Below are 12927 nucleotides of genomic sequence, written 5' to 3' on the forward strand. Positions count from 1 at the left end.
CCGGCCCTCCCGTCGTGGTTCAGGCCCCGGGCGTGGGCCGCGGGCCCGGGCGGCGCCGGCGCACCACGGCCGGCTCCTCGGCGGCGTCCGGCTTCGGAGTCCGGTCGACCAGGGCCGCCAGCGCCGCGATCGTCGGGTGCTCGAAGCAGGCGCTCAGCGGCAGTTCGACACCGAGGTCGCGGTGGATCTCGGCGAGCATCCGGATCGCCGCCAGCGAGTGGCCGCCGAGGACGAAGAAGTCGTCCTCGATCCCGATCCGCTCGGTCTCGAACAGCTGCTGCCAGATCGCGGCCAGCGCCCGTTCGGTGGCGGTGCCCGGCGGGGTGCGGTGGCCCTCGGCGCCCTCCTCCGGCGGGACCCGCAGCGCCTTGCGGTCGGTCTTGCCGGAGGGCAGCGTCGGCATCGCGCCGAGCACCACGAACCGGGCCGGCGTCAGGGCCCGGGGCAGCGAGCGGGTGCAGTGCGCCCGCAGTTCGGCCGGGGTGGGCCGGGCGGCCGGGTCGGCCGGGTCCGCCGGGGAGACGAAGGCGACCAGACGCGGCCCGGAGGCCGCCGTACGGTCCACCACCACGGCCGCGTTGGCGACCTTGCGGTGCGCCCCGAGGACGGACTCGATCTCGCCGAGCTCGATCCGCACCCCGCGGATCTTCACCTGCCCGTCGCTGCGGCCCAGGTAGTGCAGCTCGCCGTCGGCCGTCCACCGGGCCAGGTCGCCGGTGCGGTACATCCGCTCGCCGGGCGCGCCGTACGGGCAGGGCAGGAAGCGGTCCGCGGTGAGGTCGGGGCGGCCCAGGTAGCCGCGGGCCAGGCTCGCCCCGGCGAGGTACAGCTCGCCGGTGACGCCCGGCGGGACGGGGCGCAGCGCCGCGTCCAGGACGAACAGCCGGGAGTCGGTGATCGGTTCGCCGAGCGGCGGCGCGGCCTCGGGGCGCAGCGGGCCGGACAGGGTGCCGAGCACGGTGGTCTCGGTCGGCCCGTAGGCGTTGTGCAGCCGGTGCTCGCGCCCCCACTGGGCCACCAGCTCGGGGCCGATCGCCTCGCCGCCGCTGACGATCGCGCGCAGCGCGGGGAAGTCGCGGGCGGGCAGGGCGGCCAGCGCCGTCGGGGTCAGCACGGCGTGGCTGATCCGCCGCTGTTCGAGCAGGACGGCCAGCTCCTCGCCGAGCACCGGGTGCGGGGGCGCCACCACCAGGACGGCCCGGGAGCGGAAGGCCATCAGGAGTTCCATCACGTACATGTCGAAGGTGGGGGACACCTGCTGGAGCATCCGGGGCTGCTCGCCGCCCGCCGCCGCGGCGGCCGTCTCGGGCAGCAGGACGGCGCGGTGCAGCTGCTCGGCGAGCGGGGCCAGCCCGGCGTGGGTGACCACGACGCCCTTGGGCTGCCCGGTGGACCCGGAGGTGTACAGCACGTACGCGGCGTTCGCCAGGTGCACCGGGGCGGCGGCCGGGCGCTCGCCGGAGCGCTCGCCGAGCGCGTCCAGCAGGTCGGGGTCGTCCAGCAGCAGGGCCGGCGGGGCGTCGGCCGGCAGTGCGGCGGCGCCGTCCTCGTCGGTGACCACCAGCGCGGCCCCGGCGTCGGCGAGGATGAAGGACAGCCGCTCGACCGGGAACCGGACGTCCAGCGGCAGGAAGGCGCCGCCCGCCTTGGCGACGGCCAGCACGGCGAGCACCAGTTCCCCGCTGCGGGGCAGCGCGAGGGCGACGGTGCTCTCCGGTCCGACGCCGCGGGCGAGCAGTTCGGCGGCCAGCCGGTTGGCCTGCTCGTCCAGCTCGGCGTAGCTCAGGGTGAGGTCGTCGGTCTCCAGCGCGGGGGCGTCCGGCGCGGCCGCCACCGCCTGCTCGAACTGCTCGGCGAGGGTGGCCGCGCCGGGCCCGGGCAGGCCGGTGCTCCAGCTGCCGAGGACGGCCTCGCGCTCGCCGGGGAGCAGCAGTTCCCAGTGCGAGAGCGGCAGGTCGGGGTGCTCGGTGGCGATCTCCAGGGCGAGCAGCAGCCGTTGGGCCAGGGCGGCCCCGGCGGCCTCGTCGAAGAGGTCGGCGCTGACCGTGAGCACGCCGCCGATGGTGGCGCGGGCGCGGTCCTCGGTCAGTTCCACGGTGATGTCGAACGGGGTGGCGGGGGTGCCGAGGTCGAAGGGCTCGGTGGGCAGTCCGCCGAGCGCCGGGACCGGCTCGGGCTCGCCGTTGAGGCTGGCCATCACCTGGAACAGCGGGTTGCGGCCGTGCCGGCGGGGCGGGTTGAGGGCGGTGACGATCTCGTCGAAGGGCAGGTCCATGTGGTCGTGCGCGGCCAGGTTGGTCTCCCGCACCCGGGCGATCAGGGTGCGGAAGCTCGGGTCGCCGGAGGTGTCGGCGCGCAGCACGGCGGTGTTGATGAAGCAGCCGATCAGGTCGTCCAGCGCCTGGTCGGAGCGCCCCGCGGTGGGGGTGCCGAGCGGGATGTCGGTGCCGGCGCCGAGGCGGGTGAGCATCGCGGCGAGCGCGGCCTGGAGCACGATGAAGACGCTGGCGCCGTGCTCGTGGGCGGCGGCGGTGATCCGCCGGTAGAGCTCGGGGCCGGCCTCCACCCGGGTGGGCAGGCCGCGGAAGGTCGGCGCGGCCGGGCGGGGGCGCGCCCCGGGCAGGGCGAGTTCCTCGGGGAGTCCGGCCAGGGTCTTGGTCCAGAACTCCAGGCTCCGGCCGAAGGGGCTGCCCGGGTCCTCGGCCCGGCCCAGCTGCTGCGCCTGCCATAGGGCGAAGTCGGCGTACTGGATGGGGAGTTCGTGCCAGCCGGGGGCGCGGCCGGCGGCCCGGGCGGTGTAGGCGGTGGCCAGGTCGCGGCAGAGCGGGGCGAGCGAGAGGCCGTCGCAGGCGATGTGGTGGACGTCCACCAGCAGCACGTGGGAGCGCGGGCCGGTGCTGAACACGTGCAGCCGCAGCGGGACTTCGGTGGTCAGGTCGAACGGGGTCTCCAGGGCGTCCCGCAGGGCCTGCTGGAGGCCGTTCGGGTGGATGGCGCTCGCCCGGACCACCTCGGCGACGGCCTCGGGCGGCTGCACCGACTGGCGCGGCGCGCCCGCGTCGGCGGGGAAGACCGTCCGCAGGATCTCGTGCCGGCGGCCGAGGTCCGCGGCGGCGGCGGAGAGCACGGCGAGGTCCAGCTCGCCCTCGATCCGCACCGCCAACGGCATGTGGTAGAAGGCCTGTTGCTGCCCGAGCCGGTTGACGATCCAGATCCCGCGCTGGGCCATCGACAGCGGCAGCAGCTCGGGCCGGGGCCCGGTGGCGGCCGGGATCGCACTGCGGGCGGAGGTCTCGGCGGGGGCGGCGGCGGCCTCGTCCAGCAGCTTGGCCAGGTCGGCGAGGACCGGGGTCTTGAGGACGTGGCGGACGGACAGCTTGACCGACCACTGGCGGCGGATCCGGGCGACCAGCCGGGTGGCCAGCAGCGAGTCCCCGCCGTCGCGCAGGAAGTCGGTGTCCCGGCCGACCTGCTCGGTGCCCAGCAGCCGGGACCAGATCGCGGCCAGCGCCCGCTCGGTGGCGGTCGCGGGGGCGGCGGAGCCGTCGGCGGCCGGCCGGGCGCTCGCGGCCCGCTGCGGCGCCTCGACGGCGTCCTCGATCCGGCCGTCGGCCAGCACCCGGGCCCGGCGCCCGCTCGGCTCACCGGCCAGCAGCAGCTCGCCGTACACCCCGGTGGGCGCCCGGTTGCCGTAGCGGTCGCGGACCTCCGCCTCGGCGCCGTCCGCCTCGGCCGGGCCGTGGGCGCCCAGCGCCACCGCGCCGACGCTCGCCGCGCCCTCGGCCAGGAAGGCCTCCAGCAGGACCAGGTAGTCGGCGGCGAGCCGCTCCACCGTCTCCCGCTCGAACAGGTCGGTGGCGTAGTCGAAGGCGAAGCCGACCTCGTCCGCGGTGTAGCTCACCGCGAGCTCCAGGTCGAACTTGGCGGAGTCGTTGCGCATCTCGACGATCTCCACCGCCAGGCCCGGCAGCTGCGGCGGCGGCACCACCTGGTTGACGCTGCACATCACCTGGAACACCGGGTTGCGGGACGGGTCCCGGACCACGCCGAGCGCCTCCACCACCCGGTCGAACGGCACGTTCTGGTTCGACAGCGCCTCCGCCGCCACCGTCCGCACCTGGCCCAGCAGTTGGCGCAGGGTCGGATCGCCGGCGAGGTCCACCGGCACGGCCAGGGTGTTGGCGAAGTAGCCGATCACCGGCTCCCACTCGGCCTGCGGCCGGTTGGCCACCGGCACCCCGACGACCACCCGCTCCTCGCCGTTGTAGCGGTGCAGCAGTGCGGCGAGGACCGTCACCGCGGTGGCGAACAGCGAGGCCTCGTGCCCGGCGCCCCAGGCGGCCAGCCGCCGCTGGAGGTCGGCCGGGACAGGCACCGTGACGCTGGCGCCCTCGCCGCTGAGCAGCACCGGCCGCGGCAGGTCGGCCGGGATCCCGGCCTCCTCCGGCAGCCGGGCCAACTGCTCGCGCCAGAAGGCCAGCTGGCCGCGGTAGAGCTCCACCGTGGCCGGCTCGGCCTCCCAGGCCGAGTAGTCGGCGTAGCGCACCGGCAGCGGCGCCAGGCCGGCCGCCGGGCCGCCGACCCGCGCGGTGTAGCAGGCGCCCAGCTCCTGGAAGAACAGCCCCTCCGACCAGCCGTCGGTGATCGCGTGGTGCATGGTGACGGCGAGGTGGTGGACCGGCGCCGCCCCTTCCGTCCCGGAGCGGATCAGCTTCGCCCGGAACAGCGGCCGGCCGGCCAGGGCGAACGGGAGCCGGCTCTCCTCCTCGATCAGCGCGACCACGGCCGGCTCGCCGAGCTCGGTCAGGTCCCGCTGCTCCCACGGCAGTTCGTCCGGGTCGAGGAGCAGCTGGAAGACCTCGTCCTCGTCGCCGGCGAAGGTGGTGCGCAGGCCCTCGTGCCGGGCCACCAGGTCGCCGACGGCCAGCCGCAGCGCCCCGGTGTCGAGCTCGCCGACCAGCCGGAGCCGGAACGGGACGTTGTAGGTGCTGTTGGGGCCGTTCAGCTGCTCCAGGAACCAGAGCCGCTTCTGCGCCAGCGACGCGGGCTCCCGCCCGTCGCCCGGGCGGGGGGCCGGGACGGCGGCGGTCGCGGGGGCGGCGGCCGCGGAGCCCGCCTCCTCCGCCAGCGCCTGGGCGAAGACGGCGTCCAGCGTGGCGCGGCCGACCGCGTCGGTGTCGTTCACGAGACCTTCCTGGCCTTCCTGGTCGTGGGGGGCGTACGGGTGCCGGGCACTGCGGTCCGACGGGGGATCAGGCGGCGGCGGGGGCCGGGGCGGGGAGCTCGGTGGGGATGCCGGTGGCCCTGCGGACCGGGGAGAGCGCCAGCAGGACGGCGGCGATGCCGATGCCGCCGGCGCAGACCACGATCGCCCACTGGGTGCCCAGCCAGGTGCCGAGCGCGCCGCCGGCCATCGCGCCGAACGGCGTGCCGGCCATCACGATCATCCGGGTGGAGGCGTTCATCCGGCCCTGCATGGCGTCCGGGGTGATCGCCGAGCGGTAGCTGCGGATGTTGACGGCGCTGGCGATCACCAGCACGGCGTAGGCGACCTGGACGAACATCAGCATCGCGAAGGCGACGCCGGTGGGCATCACCGTCGCGGCGGGGATGACCAGTTCGACGCCGGTCATCGCCACGGTGCACCAGACCACCATCCGGCCGAAGGGCAGCAGCTTGCCCAGCCGGGCCGCGAACAGGGCGCCCATCAGCGAGCCCACGCCGGTGCCGGCCAGCAGCGCGCCGACCAGGATGCCGGGCAGGTCCAGGGTGCGGGTGATGAACACCAGGAACACCGGGTCGATCGCGATGGCGGAGAAGTTGATCAGGAAGGTGACCAGCACCAGGGTGCGCAGGGTCGCGTTGCCGAAGATGAAGGAGAGGCCCTCGCCGATCTCCTTCCATATCGAGGACGGCGGGCCGTCGGCCGGGCGCTCCGGCACCGGCTCCTTCTTGCGGATGCGCAGGGTGCAGGCCGCCGCCAGCCCGAAGGCGAAGACGTCGACCATGATGACCACCGGGCCGGTGAGCAGCTGCACCAGCAGGCCGCCGAAGGTCCGGCCGCCGATGTTGGAGACCGAACTGCTCATCTCCAGCTTGCTGTTGCCCTCGACCAGGTCCTCGCGCTCGACCAGGGCGGGCAGGATGGAGGCGTTGCCGATGTCCGAGACGGTGCTGCAGGCGCCGGTGCCGAACACCACCACCAGCAGCAGCGGGACGCTCAGCAGGTCCGCCCAGGACAGCAGCGGGACGGAGAGCAGGATCAGCGAGCGGACGGCGTCCGCCGCCACGATGATCATCTTCTTCGGCCGCCGGTCCAGCCAGACCCCGACGAACAGGCTGATCAGCAGGTAGGGCAGGAACTCGGTGGCCAGCAGCAGGCCCATCTGGAACACCGAGGCGCCCAGGCTGACCGCGGCGATCAGCGGGACGGCCACCGCCACCATGTTGGTGCCCAGCATGGAGAGCGTCTGGCCGGCCCAGAGTCTGCGGAAGTCCGCGTGGTCCCACAGTCCGTTGAGCTTCATGCCGCCGGTCCTTCCGAGGTCATCGCGCGGCCCATCAGGTCCAGCAGCGGTTGCGGGGCGGCGAGGAAGGCGTGGTGGCCGCCGTCCAGGAGGTGTGCGTGGTGCCGGGCCGCCGGGACGTACCGGCTCCAGCCGCCGAGCTGTTCCGGGCGGATCTCCACGTCGTGCTGCCAGCCGACCGCGTGCACGGCGCAGCCGAGCGGCTCGGGGGCGTCCAGCCGGTAGCGGCGCTGGGCGGCGAGGTCCTCCTCCAGCACGTCCAGGGCCACGTCGAGGAAGTCCGGGTCCATCCTGGTCCCGGCCGCCTCGGCGAGGACGTTCAGCTCGACCGCGAGGTCGTCCCGCTCCAGCCACAGCCAGCGGCCGAACGGGTCCTCGTCGGGGGCGAGTTGGGAGGACATGAAGAGCGCCGTCAGCTCCTTGCCGTGGACCCGCTCCAGTTCGAGCGCGGTGGCGAAGGCGGAGAGCGCGCCGCCGCAGTGCCCGAAGAAGCCGGTCGGGCGGTCCACCAGCGGGGCCAGCGCCGCGGCGGCGGCCGTGGCCAGGTTCTGGTAGGTGACCGGGTGCGGCTCGCGCAGGCGGTTCTCCCGCGCGGGCAGCTGCACCAGGCACATCTCGACCTCGCCGATCCGCTCGGGCCAGGCGCGGTACATCGACGCGCCGGTGCCCGAGTACGGGAAGAGGAAGATCCGTGCCGGGGCGTCCTCGGATGGGGGGCGGAACAGCCATTTGCCCGCGTCGGTCTGCATGGCGCCGTGAACTCCTTGTTCCCGTCGATTCGGTGGTGGGGGCGGTGGTGCCGGGGCGGTGCCGGTCAGCCGCCGAGCGCGGCGGCGCCGAGGACGTCCGCGACGGCCCGTACGTGCGGCTGCCGGACCAGGCCGTAGTGGTCGGTGTCGAGGCGGTGCAGCCGGAACCCGCCGGCCACCACCGCGCGCCAGGCCTCGGCGCTGCCCAGGGCCCGGCCGTCCCGGCTCTCCAGGTAGACCACGTCGCCGGGGTGGCGGCGCGGCCGGTAGGCGTGGTGCGCCCGCAGGTTGGCGGCGAAGACGCGGTGGCGCGCCTGCCAGGCCTCGCTGCCGGACTCGTCCGGCGGGGCGCCGGTGAGGGCCAGGGTGTCCTGGAGCAGCGCCTCGGTGGTCCGGTCGTCGTCCAGTGCGTCGAGCTGTCCGGGCGCGGGGAAGGCGGCGTCGACCATGCAGAGCGTCACCTCCCGCCCGGCCGCGGTCAGCAGGCCCGCGGCCTCGAAGGCCAGCACCGCGCCGAAGGACCAGCCCGCCAGGTGGACCGGCCCGGCCGGGTGGTCCCGGACGATCCGGGCCACCGCGGCCGCGGCCATCTCCTCGACGGTGCTCCCGACCGGCTCGGCGCAGTCCAGCCCGGACACGGCCAGCCGCGGGTCGAGCGCGCCGGCCAGGGCCAGGTAGCCCAGGGCGCTGCCGCCGACCGGGGGGAACAGCCACAGCGGCTCGGCGGGGCCGGGGCGCAGCGCCAGCACCTCCCAGCCGTTCCCGGCCGCGGCCGGTGCGGGCGCGGTCAGCAGGGCGGCCAGGCGTTCCACCGTGTCGTGGGTGAACAGCTCGGCGACGCCCAGCCGGCGGTCGAAGTCCCGGCGCAACCGCCCGATCAGCCGGACGGCGGCCAGCGAGTGCCCGCCGACCTGGAAGAAGCCCTCGTCGGCGCCGAAGTCCGCGGTGCCCAGCACGTCCGTCCAGGCGGCCGCGACCAGGGCCTCGGCCGGGGCGAGCGGACGGGCGGGCGCGGCGCTGCGGGCGGCCCGACCGGGGGCCGGCAGCCGCTTGCGGTCGACCTTGCCGCTGACGGTCAGCGGCAGCTCGGCCAGCGGCTCCCAGACCGCGGGCACCATGTGCCCGGGCAGCAGGCGCTCGGCGTGCCGGCGCAGCTCCGCGGCCGGCAGCCCGGTGCCGGGCCGGGCGGTGTAGTAGCCGATCAGCCGCTCGCCGTCGAAGGTCACCGCGGCCGAGCCGCAGTCCGGGTGCGCGGACAGCACGGCCTCGACCTCGCCGGGCTCGACCCGCATGCCGCGGACCTTCACCTGGGCGTCGCCGCGCCCCAGGTACTCGATCGCGCCGTCCGGGCGGCGCCGGGCGAGGTCGCCGGTGCGGTAGAGGCGTTCGGTGCCGCCGTCCGGCCAGGTGTGCTCGACGAAGCGCTCGGCGGTGAGGTCCGGGCGGCCGTGGTAGCCGTCGGCCAGGCCGACACCGCCGATGTGCAGCTCGCCGGTGACGCCGACCGGGACGGGGTGGCCGGCCGGGTCGAGCAGGTGGATCCGGGTGTTGGCGATCGGCCGGCCGATCGGCACGGTGTCCGCGTCCTCGCGCACGCAGTGCCAGTACGTCACGTCCACGGCCGCCTCGGTGGGGCCGTACAGGTTCGCCAGGGCGGCCTTGGAGCGGTCCAGGAAGTCCCGCTGGAGCTCGGCCGGCAGCGCCTCGCCGCTGCACACGACCTGGCGCAGCGCGGTGGCGGCGGAGAGGTCGGCGGCGTCCAGGAAGGCCCGCAGCATCGAGGGGACGAAGTGCGCCACGGTGACGGACTGCCGGGCCAGCACCTGTTCGAGGTAGCCCGGGTCCCAGTGGCCGCCGGGCTCGGCGACGACCAGCGCGGCGCCCTCGCGCAGCGGCCAGAAGAACTCCCACACCGACACGTCGAAGGTGTACGGCGTCTTCTGCAGCACCCGGTCCTCGGCGGTCAGCCGGAACTCCTCCTGCATCCAGTCCAGCCGGTTGGCGATCGCCCGGTGGGAGACCACCACGGCCTTGGGGCGGCCGGTGGAGCCGGAGGTGTGGATGACGTACGCCGGGTCGCCGGGCCGCACCGCGACCTCGGGGGGCACGGCGCCGGGCGCGAGGTCGTCCGGGACGAACTCGACCCGGACGTCGGGCAGTTCGAAGCCATCGGTGCCGGCGGCGGTGAGCACCGTCCGGCAACCGGACTCGGCCAGCAGGGCGGCGGTGCGCCCGGCCGGGTCGGCCGGGTCCAGCGGGACGTAGGCGCCGCCGGCCTTGAGCACGGCGAGCAGCGAGACCACCAGCTCCGGGGAGCGCTCCTGGACGATCCCGACGTGGTCGCCGGGCCGGACGCCGAGGGCGGCCAGCCGGTGCGCCAGGGTGTTGGCCCGGCCGTCCAGTTCGGCGTAGTCCAGCACCCGGTCGCGGAACAGCACGGCCGGTGCCCGCGGGTGCTCCGCGGCCCGCCGGGTGATCGCCTCGTGCAGCAGGTGCGGGCCGGGGCGGCTGCGCTCCGTCCGGTTCCACCCGTCCAGTTCGGCGAGTTCGGCCGGGGCCAGCAGCGGGGCGGCGGTGGGGGAGGCGGCCGGGTCGGCCAGCATGGCCCGGAGCACGGCCACGTGGTAGCCGAAGTACCGGTCGGCGTCGGCCGCGGCGATCCGGTCGGCGTCGTAGCGCAGGCCGAGCCCGATCAGGTCGGTCGAGGTGTCGCGGTAGAACTCCGAGCCGAGCAGGAAGTCGGTGGGGGTGTGGCTGTACTCGTCCAGCACCTCCACCTCGTCGGTCGGGACGTCCGACTCGTTGCGGAAGTGGGTGTAGTTGAAGAAGGTCTCGAAGGCGGCCGCGCCGGCCACCCGGCCGCGCAGCTCCGGCATCGGGAAGCGGCGGTGCGGCTGGATCGCGATGTCCGTCGCGGCGACCTGCCGGATCAGCGCGGACCAGCTCTCGGCGGCCACCCGGCAGCGCACCGGGAGGGTGTTCAGGAACAGCCCGACCACCCGGTCCCCGTCCGGCTCGGCGATCCGGCCGTTGTAGACCGCGCCGGAGACCACGTCCTCGGCGCCGGTCAGCAGCGCGATCACCCGCAGGTGCGCGGTGAGCAGCACGATCCGCACCGGGACCTGCAAGCGGGCGGCCAGCACGCCGAGCCCGGCGGACAGTTCGGCGGGCAGCTCGCGCGGCACCACCGTCATGTCCGGCACCCCGGTGCCCGGGGCGGCCGGCACCGAGCCGAGCGCCAGGCCGTCCAGCTGCGCCTGCCAGAAGGCGAGTTGCCGCGGGTCGCGGACGGCGGCGCGCTCCAGGGCGACGAAGGAGCGGTAGTGGGCGCGGGGCGGCGGCGGCAGGGCGGCCGGGCCGTCGGCGAGCGCGGCGAGGTAGAGCGAGAGCAGCTCGCCGAACAGGATCCGCTCGCTCCAGCCGTCGATCACGGCGTGGTGGACCACCGTCCACAGCTGGACCTCGTCCTCGGCCAGCCGGGCGAGGTGGTAGCGGATCAGCGGCGGGCGCTCCCAGTCGAAGAGGTCGCGGCCCTCCCAGTCGGTGCGCTGGTCGATCAGGGCCCGCTGCTCCGGCTCCGGCAGCCCGCGCAGGTCCTCGAAGCTGACCGGCGGGTGGGCGATCCGCGCGTGCACCACCTGGAGCGGTTCGGTGAAGCCGCCGGGCGCGAAGGAGGTGCGCAACAGCTCGTGGCGCTCCAGCAGTTGGGCGACGGCGGTGCGCCAGGCCGCGGCGGAGAAGGCCACCCGCAACCGGCTCACCAGCACGTCGTGGTACATCGCGGTGTGCGCCTGCTGGCCGCTGCGGTAGAGCATGCCGGACTGCAGGGCGGTCAGCGGGTACGCGGCGACGGCGTCGGCGGGCAGCCGGGGCCGGTCCTCGGCCGCCACCAGGTCGAACGGCCCGGTGGCGGGCGTGCCGCCGCCGGCGGGCTCGGTGGCCCGCACCAGCGGGGCCAGCTCGCGGACGGTCTGGTTGCGGAGCAGGTCGCGGACCCGGAAGCCGAGGCCGCGGGCGCCGGCCCGGGCGACGATCTGCACGCTGCTGATGGAGTCGCCGCCGAGCTCGAAGAAGTTGTCGTCGATGCCGACGGCGGGGCGGCCCAGCACCTCGGCCCAGACCTCGGTGAGCACCCGCTCGGTCTCGTCGCGCGGGGCGGTGTCGGCTGCGGGCTGAGCGGAGGTGGCCTCGGCCCCGGTCTCGGTGTTGATCTCGGTGAAATCGCCTGCGGGAGCGGCGAGTTCGGCGGCAGCCGACACGGTGTCGGAGCCGAGGAAGTCGGTCAGCGGGCGGTCCGGCTGCTCGGCGGCCAGCTCCAGCACCCGGGCGTAGCGGGCGCCGAAGTCGGCGATCCACGCGGGGGAGAAGCGGTCGGCCCGGTACTCGAACTCGGCGACCGCGCCGTCCGGGGTGCGGTTGACCTGGAGGGCGAGCTGGTACTTGGCGGTCACCGACGGCACCTCGACCGGCCGGAACTCCAACTCCCCGGCCCGGACCGGCTCGAAGAAGTCCTCGCCGACGGTGAAGGCGACCTGGAAGACCGGCGAGTGGTCCTGGTGCCGGGTCGGCCGGACGTCCTTGACCACCGTCTCGAAGGGCACCGCCTGGAGGTCCTGGGCGCGCAGCACGGCGGCGCGCACCCGTTCCACCAACTCGCGGAAGGTGCGCGGGCCGTCGAGGTCGGTGCGGACCGCGATCATGTTGACGAAGCAGCCGACGGTCCGCTGGAACTCGGTCCGGCTGCGGTTGAGCGCGGGGGTGCCCACGATGACGTCGCGCAGGCCGGTGCGGTCGGCGAGCAGCAGGTCGTAGGCCGCCAGCAGGACGGTGAACAGCGTGGTGCGCAGCTCGGTCGCGAGCGCGGCGAGCCGTTCGACGGCGGGGCCGGGCAGCGGGAGGTCGGCGGTGCCGCCGGGGGCGGTGACGGCGGCCTCCCGGTCGGCGGCGGTGGCGCGGCCGGTGGCGCGGTCGGCCGGTCGGACGTCCCCCGGCAGCTCCAGCACGGGGAGTTCACCGGCGAGCAGTTCGACCCAGGCGCGCCGGGCGCGTTCACCGGCCGGGCTCTCCAGCCACTCGTCGTGCCAGAGCGAGTAGTCGCCGTACTGGTACTCGACCTCGGGCAGGTCGGGCTCGGTGCCGGTGGTGAACGCCCGGTAATGGGCGATCAGTTCGTCGCGCACCAGCTTGGCCGACCAGCCGTCGAAGACGGCGTGGTGGCAGCAGAGCGCCACCACGTGGCTGCCGTCGGCGCAGCTCAGCACACCGGCCCGGAGCAGTGGGCCGCGTTCCAGGTCGAAGGGGGCGCGGGCGGCGTGCGCCATCCGCTGTTCGCGTTCCTCCGCGTCCCGGCAGGTGGCCAGGCGCCATTCCAGCCTGGGTTCCGGATGGACGACCTGGAGGAGTCCCTGTTCGTGAATGCGGAAAGTGGTGCGCAGTGCCTCGTGCCGTGCGAGCACGGCGGTCACGGCATTCCGGAGTGCACGGATGTCGACCGGTCCCCGGACTTCCCAGAAGCACGGGATGTGAAAGGTCGGTGCGTCACCCACGGTCTGCTGTGCGAGGAAGAGTTGCTCCTGGACCTTCGACGCCGGGAACGGATCCTCGTCCGCGGCGTCCGATTGGGCGGGGAACTCGCTGTCCACGGCTCGTAG

Annotated in this window: 4 protein-coding genes; all 4 read right to left on the reverse strand. The window is 75.2% G+C overall.

What is annotated here, in order from left to right:
* Positions 1-19 precede the first annotated feature (19 nt).
* The gene (locus tag ACFV8H_RS12185; RefSeq protein WP_380398858.1) at positions 20-5185 is read right to left on the reverse strand and encodes an amino acid adenylation domain-containing protein; all 5166 of its coding nucleotides are present in this window, start codon (positions 5183-5185) and stop codon (positions 20-22) included.
* A 67-nt stretch (positions 5186-5252) separates the two neighbouring features.
* Positions 5253-6527, reverse strand: a complete 1275-nt coding sequence (locus ACFV8H_RS12190; RefSeq protein ID WP_380398860.1) for an MFS transporter — start codon at positions 6525-6527, stop codon at positions 5253-5255.
* Complete coding sequence (locus ACFV8H_RS12195) at positions 6524-7276, reverse strand: thioesterase II family protein (RefSeq protein WP_380398862.1); 753 nt, start codon at positions 7274-7276, stop codon at positions 6524-6526. The genes ACFV8H_RS12190 and ACFV8H_RS12195 overlap by 4 nt, the downstream gene beginning before the upstream one ends.
* A 65-nt stretch (positions 7277-7341) precedes the next feature.
* The gene (locus tag ACFV8H_RS12200; protein WP_380398864.1) at positions 7342-12918 is read right to left on the reverse strand and encodes an amino acid adenylation domain-containing protein; all 5577 of its coding nucleotides are present in this window, start codon (positions 12916-12918) and stop codon (positions 7342-7344) included.
* Between the last annotated feature and the right edge of the window lie 9 nt (positions 12919-12927).

Source organism: Kitasatospora sp. NPDC059827, assembly GCF_042731675.1.
Classification (GTDB): domain Bacteria; phylum Actinomycetota; class Actinomycetes; order Streptomycetales; family Streptomycetaceae; genus Kitasatospora.

Coding starts and splice junctions, on each gene's coding strand:
- ACFV8H_RS12190 (WP_380398860.1), bottom strand. CDS start 6,527: ATGAAGCTCAACGGACTGTGGGACCACGCGGACTTCCGCAGACTCTGG.
- ACFV8H_RS12195 (WP_380398862.1), bottom strand. CDS start 7,276: ATGCAGACCGACGCGGGCAAATGGCTGTTCCGCCCCCCATCCGAGGAC.